The sequence below is a fragment of the Oceanobacillus manasiensis genome (assembly GCF_000724085.1).
Classification (GTDB): domain Bacteria; phylum Bacillota; class Bacilli; order Bacillales; family Amphibacillaceae; genus Oceanobacillus_B; species Oceanobacillus_B manasiensis.
The window spans coordinates 1,410,421-1,431,999 of the sequence record NZ_CCDL010000001.1; the positions used below are offsets into that span (position 1 = coordinate 1,410,421).

At 40.2% G+C, this 21,579-nt stretch carries 23 protein-coding genes; 18 read left to right on the forward strand and 5 right to left on the reverse strand.

Annotation, left to right across the window (positions count from 1 at the left end):
- The first annotated feature begins 11 nt into the window (after positions 1 to 11).
- Positions 12 to 938: an ROK family protein gene (locus BN985_RS06950; protein WP_042222065.1), complete on the forward strand. Its 927-nt coding sequence runs from the start codon at positions 12 to 14 to the stop codon at positions 936 to 938.
- A 28-nt stretch (positions 939 to 966) separates the two neighbouring features.
- Here BN985_RS06950 and BN985_RS06955 read toward each other — a convergent pair whose 3' ends face one another.
- Positions 967 to 1,593, reverse strand: a complete 627-nt coding sequence (locus tag BN985_RS06955) for a DUF421 domain-containing protein (RefSeq protein WP_042222066.1) — start codon at positions 1,591 to 1,593, stop codon at positions 967 to 969.
- Positions 1,594 to 1,752: 159 nt separating this feature from the next.
- Here BN985_RS06955 and BN985_RS06960 point away from each other — a divergent pair, with 159 nt between their 5' ends.
- The 12 genes from BN985_RS06960 (at position 1,753) to BN985_RS07015 (ending at position 12,667) form a co-directional block, all read left to right on the forward strand.
- Entirely contained in the window at positions 1,753 to 2,523 is a 771-nt protein-coding gene (locus tag BN985_RS06960; RefSeq protein ID WP_042222068.1) for an acetoin reductase, read from the forward strand.
- A 209-nt stretch (positions 2,524 to 2,732) separates the two neighbouring features.
- Entirely contained in the window at positions 2,733 to 3,485 is a 753-nt protein-coding gene (locus tag BN985_RS06965) for an IclR family transcriptional regulator (protein WP_042222070.1), read from the forward strand.
- A gap of 22 nt (positions 3,486 to 3,507) precedes the next feature.
- Positions 3,508 to 4,461: a sugar kinase gene (locus BN985_RS06970; protein ID WP_042222072.1), complete on the forward strand. Its 954-nt coding sequence runs from the start codon at positions 3,508 to 3,510 to the stop codon at positions 4,459 to 4,461.
- Positions 4,462 to 4,480: 19 nt separating this feature from the next.
- Positions 4,481 to 5,113: a bifunctional 4-hydroxy-2-oxoglutarate aldolase/2-dehydro-3-deoxy-phosphogluconate aldolase gene (locus BN985_RS06975; protein WP_042222074.1), complete on the forward strand. Its 633-nt coding sequence runs from the start codon at positions 4,481 to 4,483 to the stop codon at positions 5,111 to 5,113.
- Positions 5,114 to 5,126: 13 nt separating this feature from the next.
- Positions 5,127 to 6,275 (forward strand): galactonate dehydratase, encoded by a 1,149-nt coding sequence (gene dgoD, locus BN985_RS06980; protein WP_042222076.1) that lies wholly within the window; start codon positions 5,127 to 5,129, stop codon positions 6,273 to 6,275.
- Positions 6,276 to 6,458: 183 nt separating this feature from the next.
- Entirely contained in the window at positions 6,459 to 7,820 is a 1,362-nt protein-coding gene (locus tag BN985_RS06985; RefSeq protein WP_042222078.1) for a GntT/GntP/DsdX family permease, read from the forward strand.
- Positions 7,821 to 7,974: 154 nt separating this feature from the next.
- Positions 7,975 to 8,505, forward strand: a complete 531-nt coding sequence (locus BN985_RS06990; RefSeq protein ID WP_042222079.1) for a GNAT family N-acetyltransferase — start codon at positions 7,975 to 7,977, stop codon at positions 8,503 to 8,505.
- A 108-nt stretch (positions 8,506 to 8,613) separates the two neighbouring features.
- A complete protein-coding gene (locus tag BN985_RS06995; protein ID WP_042222081.1) occupies positions 8,614 to 9,372 on the forward strand; it encodes an alpha/beta fold hydrolase in 759 nt (252 codons plus the stop codon).
- Positions 9,373 to 9,428: 56 nt separating this feature from the next.
- Positions 9,429 to 10,205, forward strand: coding sequence for an SDR family oxidoreductase (locus BN985_RS07000; protein WP_042222083.1), 777 nt, complete (start codon positions 9,429 to 9,431; stop codon positions 10,203 to 10,205).
- Between the two features lie 22 nt (positions 10,206 to 10,227).
- Positions 10,228 to 10,629, forward strand: a complete 402-nt coding sequence (locus tag BN985_RS07005; protein ID WP_042222084.1) for a hypothetical protein — start codon at positions 10,228 to 10,230, stop codon at positions 10,627 to 10,629.
- Between the two features lie 57 nt (positions 10,630 to 10,686).
- Positions 10,687 to 12,093: a dipeptidase gene (locus tag BN985_RS07010; RefSeq protein ID WP_052360633.1), complete on the forward strand. Its 1,407-nt coding sequence runs from the start codon at positions 10,687 to 10,689 to the stop codon at positions 12,091 to 12,093.
- 163 nt (positions 12,094 to 12,256) lie between these two features.
- On the forward strand, positions 12,257 to 12,667 hold the full coding sequence (locus BN985_RS07015) for a DUF4064 domain-containing protein (protein ID WP_042222086.1): 411 nt from the start codon (positions 12,257 to 12,259) through the stop codon (positions 12,665 to 12,667).
- A 40-nt stretch (positions 12,668 to 12,707) separates the two neighbouring features.
- On the opposite strand, the gene BN985_RS07020 is transcribed toward BN985_RS07015, so the two are convergent.
- From BN985_RS07020 to BN985_RS07035, 4 genes are all read right to left on the reverse strand, one after another.
- Entirely contained in the window at positions 12,708 to 13,193 is a 486-nt protein-coding gene (locus tag BN985_RS07020) for a hypothetical protein (protein WP_042222088.1), read from the reverse strand.
- The gene (locus BN985_RS07025; protein ID WP_084157507.1) at positions 13,193 to 13,921 is read right to left on the reverse strand and encodes a DUF3100 domain-containing protein; all 729 of its coding nucleotides are present in this window, start codon (positions 13,919 to 13,921) and stop codon (positions 13,193 to 13,195) included. The genes BN985_RS07020 and BN985_RS07025 overlap by 1 nt, the downstream gene beginning before the upstream one ends.
- A 276-nt stretch (positions 13,922 to 14,197) precedes the next feature.
- Positions 14,198 to 15,457 (reverse strand): M20/M25/M40 family metallo-hydrolase, encoded by a 1,260-nt coding sequence (locus BN985_RS07030; protein ID WP_042222092.1) that lies wholly within the window; start codon positions 15,455 to 15,457, stop codon positions 14,198 to 14,200.
- Positions 15,458 to 15,656: 199 nt separating this feature from the next.
- Complete coding sequence (locus tag BN985_RS07035) at positions 15,657 to 17,447, reverse strand: cation:proton antiporter (protein WP_408634661.1); 1,791 nt, start codon at positions 17,445 to 17,447, stop codon at positions 15,657 to 15,659.
- Between the two features lie 463 nt (positions 17,448 to 17,910).
- Here BN985_RS07035 and map point away from each other — a divergent pair, with 463 nt between their 5' ends.
- The 5 genes from map to BN985_RS07065 all read left to right on the forward strand — a co-directional run bounded on the left by map (position 17,911) and on the right by BN985_RS07065 (position 21,419).
- Positions 17,911 to 18,651 carry a type I methionyl aminopeptidase gene (gene map / locus BN985_RS07040; protein ID WP_042222094.1) on the forward strand — a complete coding sequence of 247 codons (741 nt, stop codon included), beginning with the start codon at positions 17,911 to 17,913 and terminating at the stop codon, positions 18,649 to 18,651.
- Positions 18,652 to 19,064: 413 nt separating this feature from the next.
- Positions 19,065 to 19,892: a GNAT family N-acetyltransferase gene (locus tag BN985_RS07050; protein ID WP_042222098.1), complete on the forward strand. Its 828-nt coding sequence runs from the start codon at positions 19,065 to 19,067 to the stop codon at positions 19,890 to 19,892.
- 110 nt (positions 19,893 to 20,002) lie between these two features.
- Entirely contained in the window at positions 20,003 to 20,386 is a 384-nt protein-coding gene (locus BN985_RS07055) for a hypothetical protein (RefSeq protein WP_232225551.1), read from the forward strand.
- Between the two features lie 172 nt (positions 20,387 to 20,558).
- On the forward strand, positions 20,559 to 21,137 hold the full coding sequence (locus BN985_RS07060; RefSeq protein WP_042222101.1) for a hypothetical protein: 579 nt from the start codon (positions 20,559 to 20,561) through the stop codon (positions 21,135 to 21,137).
- Between the two features lie 87 nt (positions 21,138 to 21,224).
- Positions 21,225 to 21,419, forward strand: coding sequence for a hypothetical protein (locus BN985_RS07065; RefSeq protein ID WP_042222103.1), 195 nt, complete (start codon positions 21,225 to 21,227; stop codon positions 21,417 to 21,419).
- The last annotated feature ends 160 nt before the right edge of the window (positions 21,420 to 21,579 follow it).

Below are 21,579 nucleotides of genomic sequence, written 5' to 3' on the forward strand. Positions count from 1 at the left end.
GAGGTATTGAAATGAGTTTAGCAGTAGGAGTAGACATCGGTGGAACAAAAACAGCGATTGGAATAATCGATCATGCGGGCAAAATTTTGTCACATACTAAAATTCCTACAGATCAAGGAATTGTACCAGCAGAAATGATTGATAGAATAATCGCTTCTATTAAGGTACTTTTAACAGATAATGGCCTACAAGAATCGGATATTACCGGGATAGGGGTTGGTGCTCCTGGCCCACTTGATGTGAAAAATGGATTAATCAGCTGTCCGCCAAATCTACCACAATGGGTTGATATCCCAGTTGTTCACCAGTTCAATCAGCAATTTTCCGTACCTGTATGGCTGGCCAATGATGCAAGTGCAGCTGCAGTTGCAGAAAAATGGATCGGTGCTGGTACATCGGCTAATGACTTTGCTTATATGACAATCAGCACAGGTATTGGCGCAGGTTTTATTCTAAACGGTGAACTCTACACGGGAGCTAGAGGGAATGCAGGGGATATTGGCCATATGGCGGTAGACACACGTGTGGAAGGGACTTGTGATTGTGGACAAAAAGGCTGCTTCGAGTATGTCGCATCAGGTACTGCGATAGCAAGACTTGGAACAGAGCTAATGGGCAAACCACTAAGCTCCATAGACGTTTTTGCACTATATAATGAGGGGGACCCTGACATAACTTCCATGGTTCAAGAGGTGTTTGAACGAATTGGTATGGGTTGTGTTACCTTAATTAATACGCTTGAACCCGAATTTATTGTAATAGGTGGAGGCGTATCAAATGTAGGGGAAGCGCTGTTTGAAGCAGTTAATGACTATGTCTCCAAGTACGCGTTAAGTCCATTAGGAAGAGAAACACGTGTGGTCCCTTCAAAGCTTGAAAACAACACAGGCTTGATCGGGGCTGCAGCATTAGTTTGGCAAAATACAGGAAAATTATAAGAGTAGAATCACCTGAATGAGGGGGATTCTACTCCTTTTTTTCTATATAAATTTCTCCGTCTGTATAGCTACAAATAAATACATCCTCTACTGTAAGTCCCCGTTGCTCAATTTGGCTAAATAGCCATTCTTTATTTACACGAAGAAGGTCAAGCTGCTCTTCTTGCACTATCCCATCAACAATGACGGGGAGGCTAAATGGGGTGTCGTAATCGAAGACAGAAAAAGCACCCGACGCTTCGATCATGGCGTATTTTACGGTTGAAATATCTGCGATACCCTTGTCACGCAGCTGCGTATAAAGGTCGTCAACTGTATACCCATTATCCCGCATGTTTTGTTGATGGCACTTACCATTTTCAATAATAAGGGATGGCCTTCCGTCAATAAGGTCCCGGGCTTTTTGGCTTTTAAGTGTAACTTTGGATACAATATATTGAATAAGAACAAGGAGAAAGATTGGCAGGAGCGCGATGAACAGAGATCTCTCCTGTTCTTCAATGACAATAACGCCTAAATCAGCAATCATGAGCGTGACCGCAATTTCTAAAACACTTATTTCTCCAATATCTTTTTTGCCAGTTAGTTTAAAAAACAGCAGAATTGCGATAAAAGCAATTGGGGTACGGTAAAGGATGAAGAGGGCTTCTTCCACAAAACGAACTCCATTCTAAAGTAGTTTCTAATAATAAGGTGCGCCAGTTCGTTAAGTTCTATGCAAAAGGAATTTGTCTCTGTATTTTTAAATGACGTTTTGTGAGTAAAGTACTAGGGTAGATAAACTACAAACAAAATTTTAGGAGAGGTGAAATATATGAGTAAAGTAGCAGTCATTACAGGTGGAGCACAAGGTATTGGGAAAGGAATTGCTGAGCGATTAGGGAACGATGGATTTAATATTGTTATTAATGATATGAATATTGACCTAGCTCAGGAAACGGTAGAAGAATTTAAAAAGAATAATATTAAAGCGATTGCAGTAGAAGGAAATGTAGCGAAACAAGAAGATCAATTCGATCTAGTTAAAAAAGCGGTTGATGAATTTGGATCAGTTGATGTCTTTATAAATAACGCTGGAATTGACCAGGTTGAAGCAATTGAAGATGTAACACCAGAAAGTCTCGACAAAATCTTTAACGTAAATGTGTACGGAACAGTTTATGGTACACAGGCAGCGGCGAAGCAGATGAAAGAGCAAGAAAATGGCGGTAAAATTATTAATGCCTGCAGTATTGCTGGTAAAACAGCCTTTGAATTATTAGGAGCTTATTCTGCGACGAAATTTGCTGTACACGGATTGACACAGGTTTCTGCTAAGGAGCTTGCTCAATTTAACATTAAAGTAAATGCCTATTGCCCAGGTATTGTAGGTACAGGTATGTGGGATCGTATTGATAAAGGAATGGTTGAATATAAAGGCCTGAAAGAAGGCGAAGCTTGGCAGGAGCAAGTAAACGGAATCCCGCTAGAACGTTCCCAAACGCCAGAGGATGTTGCAAACTTAGTTTCTTATCTAGCATCTTCTGACTCTGATTATATGACAGGACAAGCAATTAACATTGATGGCGGAATTGAAGTACATTAATTATAAAAAGTTCGAAGGGAAAGAAATCAAACGCGATTTCTTTCCCTTTTTTCATTGTAAAGTGCTGTGTTATTAAAAATTCTAACCATTTTAACCAATCTATTATTATTTTTTTCTAGTTGACTGAAACGCTTTCACATGATATATTGATTTTGTTAATTCACATATGTAATTCAAAATCATATATGTGAATTAAAGGAGGTGTAATAATGTCGGTAAAGTCAGCAAAAAGGGTATTTGAAATTTTTGAAGTTCTCTCCCAGTATTCGGAGGGTTTAACGATAAAAGAGGTTAGCGAGAAACTAAACTTACCACAAAGCAGTACATTCAATTTGTTAAAAACATTGAAAGATGAAGGTTATGTACGACAGGATATGATAAAAAAATATCGCCTAGGGGAAAAGTTAATCCCGTTAGGTACTAGAGCGATGGAATCATTGGATATTCATTCTGTAGGTTTCCCACATTTACAGAAATTAAAGGATTCTGTACAAGAGACGATCTTTATGGCGGTATTATCCAATGAGGAATTGGTTTACATTGCAAAAATCGATACAAATCGCTCGATTAGGACCTCGGCCCAGCCTGGATACAGAAAGCCATTATATTGTACTGGACTGGGGAAAACATTTCTAGCTTTCATGCCGGAGGAACGTAGAAAAACACTATTACATAACGTGGAGCTAAAACCGATTACAGAACATACGGTAACGAGTTTAGAGGCATTAGAAGCACAATTAGAGGAGTTTCAGAAGAACGGTTACAGTATAGATGATGAAGAAAATGAAGAAGGGCTATATTGCTTAGCAGCACCGATTTATGACAACGAAGGGCACATCACAGCAGCTATAAGTGTAGCAGGTCCGAAGCAACGAATGCTCACGCAAAAAGAAGAAATAGCACAACAGGTAATGAAAACGGCCTTAAACATATCACGTGGTATTGGCTATAGTGGAAATTAGATAATGGAAGGAGGAAAAACAGATGGATGTTATTGCAATTGGAGAAACAATGGTATCCCTAACTCCAGACCAAAGAGGGCTTATGAGAAATGCCACTTCCTATATTCCGAAAGTTGCAGGAGCGGAAACAAATACGCTAATTGGTTTAAGTAGATTAGGGCATCAAACAGGCTGGGTTAGTAGATTAGGAGAAGATGAGCTGGGAGCGAAAATCCTAAAGGAAGTTCGGGGAGAGGGTGTGGATACCTCTTTAGTGGAGTTTGATAACAAAAACAGCACGGGAACATTTTTTAAAGAAATCGTGAACGGTTCAGATGCTAGAGTCTATTATTATCGAAAAAACTCTGCAGCAAGTCAAATGACGCCTAGCTTTTTAAACGAAGCATATATAGCGAAAGCAAGCTATCTCTATTTATCTGGCGTAACACCAGCTATAAGCCCCTCATGTCGGGAGACTGTTTTTCATGCAATTGAATTGGCAAAAAAGAATGATGTTAAAGTCGTGTTCGATCCGAATGTTCGACGAAAGCTTTGGTCAGAAAAAGAGGCAAAAGAAACCTTAACTGAGATAATCAGGCAGTCTGATATTGTGCTACCAGGGGTTAGTGAAGGGGAATTCTTATTTGGTAGCAGACAGGAAAAGGAAATCGGACAAGCATGTATAGAACTAGGTGCAAAACTTGCTGTCGTGAAGTTAGGTGAAAAAGGAGCCTTTTATAAAGCTGAGCAGGAAGAAGGGCACGTTGAAGCATATCCTGTTTCCGACGTAGTGGATCCAATCGGAGCAGGGGATGGCTTTGCGGCTGGGTTATTATCTGGATTACTTGACGGTATTCCCATCAAAGGGGCAGTCGAAAGAGCTTGCTGGACAGGCGCTGTTGCTACCATGATGACTGGCGATTATGAGGGATTACCCGATAGAAAGCAGTTAAATGAGCAGACAAGCCAAGGAACTAAAGAAGACGTCAGCAGATAGGTAAAAGGGAGGATTAGAAATGAATACGCTTAACTGGATTGAAGATAAAAAACTAATTGCGATTCTACGTGGTTACAATACGGCGGACTCTATCGCCATTGCAAAGGCATTACATGCGGGAGGAATAACAACATTAGAAGTCACACTGAACAGCCCTTCCCCATTTCAAACGATTGAAAAAATTAGTAGTGAATTGGGAGACGAAGTAATAGTAGGTGCAGGAACGGTGCTGGATGCGGAATCAGCACGACTAGCTATTTCAGCAGGGGCTCAGTTTATTTTGTCCCCTACCTTTGATAGGGAAACGATTAAATTAACGAAGCGCTATGGCAAGGTGAGTATTCCTGGAGCATATACGCCAACCGAGATTTTGAACGCTTTTGAAGAAGGCGCAGATATCATTAAGGTATTTCCAGCTTCTACATTAGGACCAAGTTACGTAAAGGATTTACGTGGTCCACTTCCACAGCTGAAATTGTTGCCTACCGGTGGAGTAACAGTAGAAAACGTTGCATCATTTATTAAAAACGGAGCGGTAGGAGTAGGACTTGGAAGTTCTTTAGTATCTTCTGTGGAAAAAGTAACAGATGAATTTTTAAATGAACTTACAAAACGAGCTTCGGCATTTGTACAAGCAGTAAATCAAGAATAGGGGAGGAAGAACAATGAAAATTACAGGTTATAAATTATATCAAGTACCGCCAAGGTGGTTATTTTTAAAAATCGAAACAGATGAAGGAATCGTTGGCTGGGGAGAGCCCGTTATCGAAGGAAGAGCTGCGACAGTAAAAGCAGCGGTAGAAGAATTAATGGAAAACCTCATCGGAAAAGATCCACAACGGATTGAGGATCACTGGAACATGATGTACCGTTCTGGATTCTATCGCGGTGGTCCAATTTTAATGAGTGCCATTGCAGGGATTGATCAAGCACTCTGGGATATTAAAGGAAAATACTATAATGCTCCTGTTCATCAATTACTTGGAGGAGCATGCCGTGACTCCATTAAGGTGTATTCCTGGATTGGGGGAGACCGACCGGCAGATGTAGGAAATGCTGCCAAGGAAGTAGTGGACCGAGGATTCCAGGCAATTAAAATGAATGGAACAGAGGAATTACAATACGTAGATTCCCATCAAAAAATTGATCAGGTTATTGAACGAATTGCAGCTGTTCGAGACGCAGTTGGACCGTATGTCGGAATCGGAATTGATTTCCATGGAAGGGTACATAAGCCAATGGCCAAAACATTAGCAAAAGAGCTCGAAACCTTCCGCCCAATGTTCATCGAGGAACCTGTTTTGCCGGAAAATAATGAAGCACTTCGTGACATTGCGAATCATGTAACAACACCAATCGCTACAGGAGAGCGCATGTTTTCAAGATGGCAATTTAAATCCCTGTTAACAGAAGGATATGCGGACATTATCCAGCCAGACCTATCACATGCTGGTGGAATAACAGAGTGTAAGAAAATTGTATCGATGGCTGAAGCCTTTGATGTAGCAGTTGCACCACATTGTCCACTTGGACCAATTGCACTAGCTGCATGCTTACAGGTCGACGCAACCTCACACAATGCGTTTATTCAGGAGCAAAGTTTGGGCATCCACTACAATGTCGGCAGCGATCTGTTGGATTATATTACGGATAAAGATGTATTTACCTATAAAGATGGATTTGTAAACATTCCAGACGGACCTGGATTAGGTATCGAGGTAAATGAAGAGCATGTTAAAGAAATGGAGAAAAAAGCCACACATTGGAGAAATCCAATTTGGAGACATCAAGACGGTTCGATTGCCGAATGGTAGAATAAGTCCATTTATCCCGGTGCAACCGTCCGTAAGACTACGACTTCAATACATGAATTGAAGCGGTGGGAGATACGGGCGCTAACACCCCGATCCGTTCAACTAACAATCAGTGGGGAAAAAGAAAACCCACTGATTGAAGTTTCACTTAATGAAAACGCTAAAGTATAAGGGGGAGAGAGAATGTCTAATACGACAATGTTAATCTTAGTTACAATACTTGGTATATCGTTGTTACTGTTTTTAGTAATGAAATCAAAATTGCAAGCGTTTGTAGCCTTGCTCATATCGAGTTTATTTATCGGTGTCTTGTCCGGAATGGAGCTTACCGAGATTCTAACCACCATGGAAGAAGGAATGGGTGGAACTCTTGGATTTATTGCCGTTGTGGTCGGTCTCGGGGCCATGTTCGGTGAAATGTTACGAGTCTCAGGAGGTGCCGAACGACTAGCTCTCACTTTAATTCATAAATTTGGGGACGGAAAAGTACAATGGGCACTTGGTTTGACTGGATTTATTGTTGCCATACCAGTATTTCTTGATGTGGCGCTCGTTATCTTAATTCCAATTGTGTACAGCTTAGCACAAAAGACGAAGAAATCACTCCTTTATTTCGGGATACCACTTTTAGCAGGACTAGCTGTTACACACAGCTTCGTGCCTCCAACACCTGGACCAATCTCGGTAGCTTCTATTTTAGGTGCAGATCTAGGCTGGGTCATTTTATTTGGTGTGCTAGCTGGTATTCCGGCAATGGTTATTGCGGGACCTATGTTTGGGAAGTTTATTGCGAAGAGAATACATTTAGAGGCTCCGGCTTATATTACGGAAAAGCAATTACAAGAGCAAGTGGATCAAAATGATCGGGACATGCCTAGTTTTAAAATGGTTGCGACTCTAATTATGATTCCACTCGTATTGATTCTGATCAACACAGTATTCGGATTAATTCTTGAAGAAGGAACGTTTATACATTCCTTGCTAACATTTATTGGACATCCGTTCGTTGCATTGACTATTTCTACCTTGCTTACGTTTTATCTACTTGGAACCAAACGCGGTTATACAAAAGAGGAAGTACAAAATATTGCGACCAAATCATTGGAACCTGCCGGGATTATCATTCTAATTACAGGTGCTGGTGGCGTATTTAAACAAACGTTAATCGACAGCGGTGTTGGTGATGTATTAGGTGAAATGATGGCGACATCCAGCATGCCACTTGTACTGGCCGCATTTTTAATCTCTACCTTTGTTCGTGTTGCACAAGGTTCTGCTACAGTTGCAATGATTACGGCAGCAGGATTAGTTTCACCGATCATCGGGATGATGGAAGTTTCTCAACCAATGCTTGGATTAATCGTTATTGCCATCGCAAGTGGTGCCACTGTTTTCTCTCATGTTAATGATTCTGGATTCTGGCTTGTAAATAGATTCTTTGGCATGACAGAAAAACAGACATTAAAGACCTGGACAGTGATGGAAACAATTATTGGGTTAGTTGGGTTCGCTGTTGTATTCACAATTAGTTTCTTTGTTTCATAGAAAGGAAGCTATCGGAATGATTTCCGGTAGCTTTTTTTTGATGTAATAAGCATGAAAACGTATATAATAGAAGAAGATGTAAAATGAAGGGACTGAACGATGCACAGATATCAATATTCTACTCTCATATTCTACTAAAAAATGGAGGAAGAAATTGATGAACGACCTTACTACAGAAAGATTAACTTTAAAAAAGATTCAAGAGAACGACGCGGCTGGTCTGTTTGCTGTCTGGTCAGATCCTGATGTCACCAGGTTTATGAACATTCCCGCCTTTACTGGGGAAGACCAGGCTAAAGAAATGATCACCATTTTAGCTGCGTTAGCGAAAGAAAATAAGGCTCTCCGGTATACTATCCGCATGAAGGACAGTGGACAAATTATTGGGAGTTGCGGTTACAACGTACTCGATTTTGATAACCAAAGAACAGAGCTTGGTTATGAACTAGCAAAGGGACATTGGGGCAATGGCTATGCCTCAGAAGCTATTCGTGAACTTTCCAGGTATGCATTCACAGAATTAGGTCTTCACCGTATTGAAGCGAAGGTGGAGCCTGAAAATGACAATTCTATTCGATTGTTACAAAAGCTCGGGTTTACGTTTGAAGGTACATTGCGTGATGCCGAGAAAGCAAAGGGTAGATTCGTCGACCTCGCCATGTATGCCAAATTAAGTTCAGATTAAAAATAGCGCCCCAATTGTCTGAAGCATTGGGGCGCTATTTAAATGGAACTTTTTTCTCTATTTTTCGTATAAAAAGGGAGAAATGTTTTACGGGAAGTGGGGAGATGGATGGACTGTTATATAAAAGGGACAGGTAATAAAGATGGCCCGCTAATGCTTTTTATCCATGGCGGTGGAGTTAGTGGTTGGATGTGGCAGGAGCAGTTAGCTTACTTCAGGGACTATCATTGCATCGTACCTGATTTACCTGAACAGGGGAAAAGCGCGGGGACAGATCTCTTTTCAATAAAAAGCAGTGCAGAATCGTTACTAAATGTTATCGAAGAGAAAGCAGATGGAAAGAAAGTGGTCGTGGTCGGCTTTTCCCTTGGTGCCCAAATTATCGTACAAATGCTCAGTATGCGGCCAGATCTCATTGACTATGCCATGATTAATAGTGCCTTAGTTAGACCCATGAAGCGATTAGAAGCCTTCATAGGTCCTACTGTAAGACTGACGCATCCTCTTACCAAGTGGCGTTCCTTTGCTCAGGCACAGGCTAAGACACTTGCCATTCCAAAGGATTTATTCGAAACCTATTTTCAGGAAAGCATCAAAATGACGCCAGAGACACTGACAAGAATTTTGCAGGAAAATATGACGTTTTCAATACCTTCAGAGTTTAAGGATGCGAAAACGAAAATTCTTGTCACAGTAGGAGAGAAGGAAAGAGGTATTATGAGGCAATCAGCGGAGGATATTTTAACAAACAGTCAAAACGGACAGGGTATCATTCTAGCGAAAACAGGGCACGGGGCTCCGTTAGTAAACCCACTTCTTTTTAATTCTATATTAGATAAATGGCTGAAGGAAGATAGAAACAGCTAAATACATACATCTTCTCCAAACGGGTATACTCCCTATAAAAAAGGTGGTATACGGTAATGGAAAATAAAGTTGCAATCATTACAGGCGCTGGATCCGGAATAGGTCGAGCTTCTGCTTTACAATTGGCTCGTTCTGGAGCGAAAGTGGCATTGTTTGATCTTAAGGAAGAGAATGCAACGAAAGTACAACAGGAAATCGAAAAAGAAGGCGGGGAAGCGATTGTCTGTGAGACAGATGTTTCCAAGCCTGAAGAGATGAAAGCGAGCTTTCAAAAGGTATCCAGTAAATGGGGGCGTTTAGATGCAGTGTTTGCCAATGCAGGGATCAACGGCACAGTTGCGCCTATTGAGGATCTAGATCCAGAGGAATGGGATAAGACATTGGAAACAAATCTCCGGAGCACGTTCCTATCAGTGAAATACGCCATTCCATATATGAAAGAAAATGGCGGCAGCATTGTGATCACCAGCTCCATCAATGGAAATCGTACCTTCACAGGGTTTGGCATGAGTGCATACAGCTCATCGAAGGCGGGACAGATGGCCTTCGGAAAAATGGCTGCACTAGAGCTTGCGGAATATGGCATTCGAGTCAACATCATCTGCCCTGGGGCAATTGAAACGAATATTGGTAAGAACACATTTCCAGAAAAGGATAACCTGAAAAAGGTCGAGATACCAATTGAGTTTCCAGAAGGCGGCCAGCCACTCGAACATGGCCCAGGAAAACCAGAACAAGTGGCAGACCTTGTTCACTTCCTCCTATCCGACAAATCCAGCCATATTACAGGAACCGAACTATTCATTGACGGAGCAGAGTCCTTGTTGAGATGATGAGTGGTGGAGGGGCGGTAAAGTGACAAGAGAGCACGGCAAAGTGAAACGAGAGCAAGGTAAAGTGAAACGAGAGCAAGGTAAAGTGAATCGAGAACACGGCAAAGTGAATCGAGAACACGGCAAAGTGAATCGAGAACACGATAAAGTGAATCGAGAGCAAGATAAAGTGAAACGAGAGCAAGGTAAAGTGAATCGACAGCACGGCAAAGTGAAACGAGAGCACGGCAAAGTGAAACGAGAGCACGGCAAAGTGAATCGAGAACACGGCAAAGTGAATCGAGAACACGGCAAAGTGAATCGAGAGCACGGCAAAGTGAATCGAGAACACGATAAAGTGAATCGAGAACACGGCAAAGTGAATCGAGAACACGATAAAGTGAATCGAGAACATCTAAAAGTGAATCCATATCCAGATTCCTAACAAGTTCATCCATGAAACAAAAGAAAAAGAGTACCAAAAAAGGGGGGAAGCATCATCATGAACATGAAATTATTCTATATCATCCTGTCTATCTTCCTTGTGCTTCCTAATTCGAGAGCATTGCTTAGCGAAGTGAAGGGGGGAAAAGGGATGATGGGTTCGAACACAGCAGACATTATCGTGGATGGGCACCAGGATACTATGTATCAATCAATAGACTCTGAGACTTGGTTGCCAACTACAGATATCGGGCAAGAAACAAATTTTGAAGTGGATATCCCGAAACTACAAAAGGGAGGATTAAACGTACCTTTTTTCGCTGCCTATACGCCGGGCTTTTACGGAAATGATGCTCGGAGTATAAGTCACACGCTTGCGCAAATTTCTGCTCTATATTGGACAGAAGAAAATAATTCCGAACAGCTTCAAATTGTTTCACGCGCACCTGATATTCTTGCCACTGCAAATCGTGGAAAAATTGCAGCTGTCCCAACAATTGAGGGGGCATACTCCTTAAATGAGGAAAATGCACTGGAGTTGACACGCCAATATAACGATCTTGGTATCACCACCATGGGCTTTACATGGAACTATTCCAACGCCCTTGGAGAAGGGGCAGATCAAATTTTTGACGACCAGGCGAAGACAGCCTCATCAGGAGGGCTTACAGAGCTTGGAGCGAAGGTAGTTAAAGAAATGAATAAGCTAGGGATGGCAGTCGATGTTTCTCATATGGCCGAGAGCACGTTTTGGGATGTAGTGGAAACAACGGAGGCACCAGTTATTGCTACCCACTCTGGTGTGAAGGCATTAAAAGATCATCAACGTAATTTGACAGATGAGCAACTCGTCGCATTAAAAGAAAATGGCGGTGTTATCGGAATTGTCTTTTATCCGGAATTTCTTACAAATTCGGGTGAAGCCACGATTTCTGATATAGTAGATCACATTGATCATGCTGTTAATATCATGGGAGTAAACCATGTAGCGATCGGCTCTGATTTTGATGGAGCCGAACTGCCGAGTGATTTAAACGACTCCAGTGAAATTGGAAAAATAAAAGAAGCACTGACCGAACGAGGATACTCAGAGGAAGAGGTCAGCAAAATCATGGGTCTTAATACATTAAGAGTGCTAAATGAGATCCAGGGGGCGGCTGACCAAATAAATCGTGCCCAGGGGCTTTCTATCATTCCTGAAGTAGAAATGGGAGAAAATCTTATTGAGCGAACACCTACCCTAACTGCGGAACTGAAGGTGGAGGAAGGAACAGAACTCGATATGGAAAGTTTAGAAGTTATCGTGGATGGCATTCCAAACCCGGCAACGTATGATAAGGAAACAGCTACCATATCTTTTACACCTATAGAGTCCTTAAAAGAGAAATTCCATGTTGTCACCTTTCTAGCTGCAGATAAAGAAGGAAACGAGCAGAGAGAGACGAGGATTTTTAGGGTGGAATAACTAGGGGACCGTTAGTCATGCAAAAGATTCTTTTTTTCACTATGTTTCTCCAATAAACAACCAGTCAGTTTAATCATCTCAAAAGTCGGGAATTTGAAACCAACGTAGAGCGTTTCCCGTATGATACGTTAGAAATATTAATTTCATGGGAGGAGGAGAAGAGATGATGAATCGTACGATTGAAAGGATTTTAGGTTCTGTTGGTATTGCTATGGATTTTCTGTTCGCTATACTAGGCGCTATTATCATCCTGATTGTGAACTCAGGTATTGGTTGGTTTGGGAACTCTATTAATACCGTGGAATGGGATTTTATATCCAACGTACTGTATATTATAAATAATTTACTTTGGCTTCCAGTGCTTAGCTGTGTGGTTAGTTTTATATTAGGACTTATTGCTGTTATAAAGGTGAAGCAAAACGCCAAGCTTGCCGGCGGATTATTTATTGCTTCCGCTGCCATTAGTAGCTGGCTCTTATTCACTGGTGTAGCATTTCAGTCAATCCTATATTTGATTGCTGGACTAATGTGCTTCATCCGTAAAAATGAAGATGAGGCCGGCGTAAGAGTTTAAAGAAAAATCCGCACCGTAATGGCGCGGATTTTTTCATGACTTAATTTCCTGATAAGAGGAGACCGAGCTGAGCGAGTAATGCACTTCCAGCATAAGTTCCGGTAAATACGAAGACCGCTACAATGGCAACTTTCCATGAAGTGTTACGCAAATCAACAAGGCGGTTGGCAACAGATAACCCTGCAAAAGTAAGGATAGGCGTTGTAATGGAAAGAAAGTCAACAGCCTGGATAGCTTGGACAAAAAAGTCTGAGACTAGACATAGTACCAAGGACGTGATAGATACCCAACCTAAGATTGGGAATTCACGAATAAATTTAACCGGCGATTTTTGCAGGAAGTTTGAAATGGCAATTCCGATCATAGAAAATAACCATAATACGCCGAGACCTGCGAATGTCATGCTGGTTACAGGAGTGGACTCCGGATTTTTTATTAATTTGATTTCTTGAGTGAATAAAATTAAGGAAACACTCAACAAAAGAATCAGTCCGTATTTAATATATTTGCGTAAAGCTGGGCTCATTATTTGTCACCTCTAACGAGAGTTTTATACATAAATCGCTGTAGTGGAGCGGCTAAAAATACCATTGTGAATGTTCCAAGAAAGCTGGTAAGCAGCTGACTAGCCGATGCATATGCTAGAATTGTGCTCTCCATTTCTGGGATACGTGCAACGAGAGTAGCGGATGCTGCACTCATCATACTTCCAGAACCAACTCCTGAGGCCATAGCCAATGCTTCCACACGAATTCCAAGGTCTAGCAGGATTGGTGCAAACACGCTGAAGAAGATAGCGCCGAACAATGTTCCAATAATGTAAATAGAAAGCACGCCACGGCCTTCCTTGGATTCCAGTGTATATTTTTCCGAGATATACGCTAATTCACCTTCACGGCCTATGCCAAGTGTTGCCCCAATTGCTTCTCTCCGTAATCCGAGTAGCAATGCAATCGGCAGCCCGATTAGAACGGTTCCCAAATTTCCGATTTCCTGGATGATAAATACCCAGCCAACCTGAAGAATTTCTCTGATCTGTGGTGCAACATCTGCCCCGTATCTAGCCATCAATGGAAGCATAATAAAGATGAGATACTTTCCGGCAAAGCTAATGTTTCGATCACTGTAAACCTTTTTCCAGAAACCTTTTCGGAAAATTTGCAGGCCAAGAACCATTGTAATAATAATGGCAAAAACTAAAGGTAATAACCCAATGTTAAAAGGGCCGATTGGTATGCTTTGAAAGCCTATCATCTCTGAAATGGTAATGACAGCAAAGATGAAAATAAGGAAATAAGAAAAGTTTTTAAACACCGTATACCCCTCAATTCTGGAAATTTCTTTTTTAGATAGATTAGTTGATTTCGTTATATGTCTCTATTATTTAAGTGAGTAACTCATTCAGTAGATTAAAATTCTTGAAGAGTCGCGTGAGGCACCGCAAAGTCGCGTCCCCCACAAAGGCGCGTGACAGCCATACGAACTCGCGTGAAAATAACCCTCCCACTCTCGTGCAAACTAGGAAGTTTGTTACTCTACAATCCCAGCAATAAGTTCCTTATACTCTGCATATGATTTTCGGTAAAGTTTCTCTTTGTCTATATTACCGTCCATTTTCTCTAGTACATTAGCAAGGAACCTTGGGAACGTTTCATAAATATATTCTGGATCGACATCAATAAAATCATCACCGTGAATGGTGCCAGTAAAGCCACTATAGCCAATTTGAATGCATGGCATCATGTAAGAAAGGTCTCCAATATCCCCAGCAGCGCTAATAAAGTTGTTGTTTAACAATTCTTCTATCTCACCGGATTCATCGAATGCCTCTTTTACAAAAGTAGATAAATACCTATCCTGCACAAATGGAAGGTAGCCCATTTGCGTATGTGTATCCACCTTGCCTTGAAGCGCAAGCGCACTTCCGTTTGCAGCATCATCAAGCTTTATCGCAGTTGCTTTTAGATAATCGACTGTCTTTGTACGTAAGTCCGTACCTACTGTAATCTGGTTAGGTACAACGTTTGTCGACATATCGGATTGCATGACGATTGGGTTTACTCTTACATGTTCTGCCTCATCCAATTGTTGGCGACCAAGTGCTACTGCTGTATTAAATAATGTTGACATGCTGTAGGCATTTTTTGCTGAAAAAGGATCAAACCCGGCGTGAGTCGCTTTTCCTTCAAATGTATATTTTTTATAAAGGAATCCAGCCAGATCGCAATTTATTTCAACTGTCCTTTTTTCAAATTCCCCGCCAATGGCATGTACACAAATGCCAAGGTCAATATCATCAAAGATGCCGAGCTTCATTGCTTCAGGTTTGCCTCCATAATGAGAAATTGTACCGTCTTTAATTAAACCATCCCGATAATCAAGGTCTAAATATTCCTCAGCGGGTATAAAGATAAAACTAATTTTGTTCGTTAAGTTCTCATGTGCTCCAGATTTAAAAAGGTGATTGTATAGGGCAAGGGCAATAGCGACCTGCGTATAGTGGCCACAATTATGCGCTGCACCGGAATTTTTATCAGCATACATATGACTTGGTGCATAAACAGCATCTAGCTCTGCTATGAAAGCGATATGTGTATCACTGTTTGCATTTCCAAGTGTCGTCTTAATTCCAGTTGTACTGAACTCTTCTAGTTGAATGTTCGGATTTGCTTTTTTAAGGGAATCCACTACTTTTCCTTTCGTTCTTGTTTCTTTATATCCAAGTTCTGGGTGGTAATAAATGTCTTCTGCAATACTCTTGATTTCATCGTATTGATTTTTAAAAATCATAGTTTATACCTCCGATAATCACGCTAACGTATTAAAGCCTGTTATTATCTTAGCATTCGACAAAATTCGAGTCAATACCGAATCTTATAATTTATATACTAATTAATGTTCGGTTTTTGGAAAGTTGTCATATCCATAGCAATGCAACTCAAATCCATCAAAAAAGCGCCCAAATGCATTCAAGCAATGGGCGCTGTCTCTAGCTATCTTTTCTTTTCAATAAAACAAGTTGCTCTCCCTTGCTTAAGTTGATTTTCTTACGCAAGCTCACGAGCTGGATCGTTTTGTTTTCTTTTTGAACAAAGAGAGGAGTAGATTCCTCCGGTATAGCGTCCTTGTCCAGCTTGCAATTCTCTTTAATTGCAATAGGCTTTATTTCATACGTTGTATTTATTTTCCGATTTAGCTCAGTGAAGATGGCATTCTCTTCGAATAGCAGATGTGCTTTATGGGATGTAGTTATTTCCTTTTTACCCAAAGTGCTTCCTGCTGGTAAGGAGAAGGTATTGTTAAAACCAAATTCTGGAGCGTACGTTTGACTGACAAGAGCGTTGTAGGCCATATCCCCTGTCATCGCCAATATCGTTTCATATGGCGTAAGATCTACATCATATTGCGTATGCTCTGATAAAATCTGGCCGTGATAAAACGGGATGTCCTTATCGATAGCTGCCTGCAACCTCCCAATGGAAGAGTCACTAATTAGAACAGGAATGCCTAGTTCTTTAATATATTTGGCAAAAGCAACGGAAAAGCTGCTTGCACCTACAATAAGAACGCCGGGTGGTGCATTGTTTGCTAGTCCAAGTGCTTTCGCCATAGGACGTAACGTGAAGCCATGGGCACAAACCGTGATGAAAACTAAGGCAAAGGTTAGCGTTGTTAATAAGGCTGCACCCTCATGCCCGTCTTCAAGTAAAATTGCAGCGAAATAACCGGAAACGGTCAGTGCAACCACACCTCTGGGAGCGACCCACCCAATTAACGTCTTCTCCTGTTTCGTCAGCTCTGTTCCAATGGTCGAAAGCCAGATAGATAATGGACGAACGAGAAACAGCATCACGAGTACGAACCCAATAATGGGCCATGTGAAAATTTCTGCTATTGTATCTCTGGAAAGAGATGCTGTTAGTAAAATGAAGATCGTGGAGGTCAAAAGCACTGATATATTTTCCACAAAATGATTCACATTACCAATGGACGAAACATATCGCTTTGTGCGCGCCATCGTTAACCCCATAACCGTTACAGCGAGCATTCCCGTCTCATGCATAATGACCTCAGCTACGGTAAAGCAAAGTAGGACAAAGGCTAAAATAATTGGTGACTTAAGATATTCTGGGAAAACCCCTTTGCTTACCATGATACTTACTAACAATCCAATGCCTAATCCTAATAGAATGGCAATTAATGCGCTGAAGAAGAAGGTAAGTATATAATCTGCATGCAAACCATCTGTGTTGATGACTTTAATTACTTCATAAGCAAACAGGGCAAGCAATGGACCGAATGGGTCGACAATAATTCCTTCCCATTTAAAAACAGCAGCAATCCGCGGACTCAGCTTAGCATTCCGTAACAGTGGAATAATTACAGTTGGGCCTGTAACTACAAATAACCCACCAATGATGAAGGAAATTTCCAAGCTGAGACCTGCAATGTAATGCGCTGCGAGTGCCCCAAAGATCCAGGCAATAACAGCACCTATTGTCACAATCCGGAATACAGATTTAGAAACACCCTTTATTTCTCTAACATCAAGTGTTGAGCTGCCCTCAAATAGGACAATGGCTACGGCAAGCGAGATAAGTGGACTATATAGTTCACCTAATGCCTCCTGGGGATTGAATAGACCAAAGACAGGACCGAGCAATAATCCTGCTATCGACATAATGACAATGGATGGCCACTGAATCCGCCATGCGAGCCATTGCGAAAAAATACCGACTACGAGAATAACAACCATACTTACTAAAACAATATTTTCCAAAAGGACACCTTCTAACCAATATAATGGTATTCATTTTACCAAGTTTGTTCACCTTTGTCGCTATTTAGAAATTAAGTGGGGGTGAGCAGGAATATTGTTAGCGACACAGATTAGCGGTTCAAGTGACGCAACACCAAGTCAAAGTGACGCACCAATCACTTGAATTGGCGCAGCCCCAAGCGAAAGTGACGCACCAATGACTGAAGTGGCGCAACACCAAGTCAAAGTGACGCAACAATGACCTGAAGTGGCGCAACACCAAGTCAAAGTGACGCACCAATGACCTGAAGTGGCGCAACACCAAGCGAAAGTGACGACACCAACCGGTAGATGATGAACAACTATTTCATTTAATTAAAAGCAACTGTCATGGATTAATATATCCATGTATAATAAAACCATGACTATACTAAAATTAAAATGAAGTACAGATCATAAAACACTTCAAAAGTGAGGGTATACGATGATTGCAAAGACAGAAGAGGATTTTAATGGATTAAAAGAAATTGGAAAAGTATGTGGAGCAATTCGAAATGAATTAGTCCGTTCTACTAAACCTGGAGTAACCACGAAAGAACTCGATGAAATAGCGGGAAAGATGTTTGATAAAGAAGGTGCCGAATCTGCACCAAAAGGGGAATACGATTTCCCCGGATATACATGTATAAGCGTAAACGAAGAAGTAGCGCATGGCATTCCTGGTGATCGAATCATCCAGGAAGGGGATCTTGTTAATATTGATGTTTCCGGTTCAAAAAACGGTTATTTCGCAGATACTGGGGTTTCTTTTGTAGTTGGAGAGGGAGAGGCCATTTTACAAAAGATATGTGATGTTGCAAAAGAAGCATTCGACACTGGACTAAAGAAGGCAAAACCGGGATCAAGAAAGAATGCACTTGGGAAAGCTGTACAAAGTGTAGCAAAACAGCATAACTTAACGGTGATCACAAACCTTACTGGGCATGGTGTAGGGCGATCCATTCATGAAGCACCAGATCATATCTTCAATTACAGCACTCGCTGGGACGACGAAATTTTAAAAGAGGGTATGGTAATTGCCTTTGAACCTTTTATCTCTACATTAGAAGAGGAAGTTTTTCAATCTGATGATGGGTGGACCTATCTAACCGATGAAAGCTTTGTCGCTCAATACGAGCATACGATTATACTAACAAAAGAAGGTCCGATCATTACGACCTTGTAAAAAAACTTTAATTACAATGCGATTGCTTCATATAGCGTCTCAGCTTTTCATCACTTGGTGATGCAAGGGCTTATCAAGACGCTCATTGAAACAGTCGCTTTTTTTACGGGAATATTATTTGAAAATTATGGTATTATTGAGTGGAGTAAAATAACTAGCGAGGGAGGAAGGCTGGTAACAATATGTTTAAGGAAAGCATCAGATATCCAATAATATATTTTGTTGTTTTAACAGTTTGGCAGATTATTAAAGATCAAGAGATTCGCTGGTTTGAAAATATATTTCAAGTTACGTTTATATTTTTAATCTTTCTTTTTTATAATTGGACAAAGATACCTTATGATTGGAATAAGAATAAGGAAAAATAAGTGTCTAATCGAGATGCAGTGTGCGATAAAGTGAGGTGTTAGCTTATGATTTCAGAATTACATAAGTCCAAATTCTATATGTGTAGAGGTTTATTATATGAGCAAGGACAATTGGAAGCAAAGGCTATTATCGAAGGCACCAACCCAGGGCGGGTGTTTGTAGATGATCTGGAGTCAGCATCCACAGGACTTATCTGGTTAGGTAATAACGATGGTTTTATCTTTATTGGAGATGAAAAAAACGAAGCGTTTCATACCCAGTTAAATGATTTTATTGATTCTATATTAACTCCAGAAGCTAGGAAGGTTGGTCTAACCTGGTTTGAGATGGTTGGGAATCATAAAGGATGGGATAAGGTTATTAAGGATGTATTTGAGCATCGAAAATTAGGTTGCTGGGACCAAAAGGTTTATATTTTAAAAAAAGAAAATTATCAAGCCAACTTTGAACAGAATATCGGGTCAGAGTATAAGGTTCTGAAAATGAACGAAACACTATTTCACAATAGGGGTAACGCTGTTAAAAATATTGAGTTTTTACGTTCCAAAATATTAGAATTTTGGTCTACTCATGAAGCGTTTTTTAACAAAGGTGTTGGTTACTGTGTGATTCACGAAAATGAAATGGTAAGTGTCTGCTTTTCAGGGTTTGTTGCTGGAAATGTTCATTGTATAGACATTGAAACGTTAGAAGCACATCAAGGGAAAAAACTGGCGCAAAAAGTTGCTCAAAGCTTTGTAGAAGATTGCTTGAATCATAACTTAACACCGTATTGGGATTGTATGGAGTCTAACAAGCCTTCCGTTGCTGTTGCAGAGAAATTAGGATTTAGAAACATATTCAACTACAAAGGATTTGAATTTCAGTTGTAGCGGTGGATGCGATTAAGGAAAGCGTTAATTCCAGGAGGATTAACGCTGCTTTTGTAGTGGTAGTATTGTACTAAAATGGCAGGTTAGTGCAAGATAAGGAGGGAGAGAAATTGGTAGTCCCCAAGAAAAAGATACTGAAAAATTGGATTGTTCTTTTTGCCTTAGTCTTAATAGTAGTTGTCGGTTCATTGTATTACGTATATTTCTTTACACCTAAAAACTCACTTGAACTGTATCAGGAATTAGCTTTTGCAGAGAGTTTTGAGGAAGCGGAAGGACTAACTTTAGATGGTTACGAAGCTAATTTTAAAGAAGAAGACTTCAACTTTATTCAAGCCAACACAGCGGACTCGGTAAGACAATTCTCTCTTTTTGATTATAAGGATAAGTCATATGTAGTTATGACTTCCCCAGGAACTGAGAAACTAAAGGTTCTTGCGGTAGAAGAATTACCAGATGACATTAGAAAATTCTTTAGGGAACTTCCGAAGTAAAGTCGTTAATAAGTGAGCGGGTGCAACAGGAAAACAATTGCAGTCTCAACTTTGCTTTTTTGATTATTGCAGTGTTGGGAAGTGAAATTGTTGAAGGGGGGATATGAAATCCTGTTTTCTTTCTATGCATAATTTTGCTTATATATCAAAGTATCAGGGAGGAGAGAGACATTTGAAAAATTCGTTCGTGATGGTGACGGATACATCCTTTGCTTTGAACTTCTTAATTTACATACAAAATATATATTTGAATCAAAATGAAGAGGAAGAAAAATTAAGGTTTCCTTATTTATCAACAAGAATGGCGTTTAAAAATGATTTTGAAAAACAGTATAAAGAACTTTGGGAAGAAGTAGCAGAACGAATAGGTAACGACAATAGAAATGGGCCAACACCATTTTATGGAGAGAAGGATTTATTTTTTCAAAGGCTTTTTGTGAATGATGAAGTTAGTTTAATGGACTTTCATGAGGCATATAAAACATTCGAGGTGTGGTGGAATAGCTTTGCTGGATATTTCGCAATTGAAAGGTCTATTGAAGAAAAGGGACAACAATTATATGAAGAGATTTCAGACTTGTTGCTTCAAAAGAGAATGGAACCAAAAAGCCGATTGAAGATAAGTCTGATATATGATGAATCTTTATTAGCTGATACCCAATTCTCCTCATATTTTGCTGTTCTTCCGATTAAAGACTTTTTTCTTCATTATGAAGAGTTGGTTTTAAAATTAGAGGTTTGTATTGATTAACTAATTGTTGTTTTATTTGAACTAGGTATTTTTCTAGAGTTCTTCTATTTAATAAAGATCCGATTTACCAAGGGTGGCGGGAACAAAATGGAAATTAAAGTTGGAAATTGGACAATTACTTCAAAATCAATATTTAATGTAATGTTTATATTGGTTTTACTTGCTACCATTGCTCAAATAATAATTAATATTCTTTCTGATAGAGACTTTATTACAGGAATGGTTATTTTTTCAACTTGCGCAACTGGTATATGCTATTATTTTAGTAAAGAAAATATTTAAATTTTTGCACCTTTCCTAGATTCTCTTGAGACAATGAATGTTGGATAGGAGTTAATAGTAAAAGCAGCAATAATTATAGACGAATGCACATTATGTTAAATAGCTAAGGGCAAGTATAGTAGGTATACTTCTATACTTGCCCTTTCTATTTTAGGAAAGT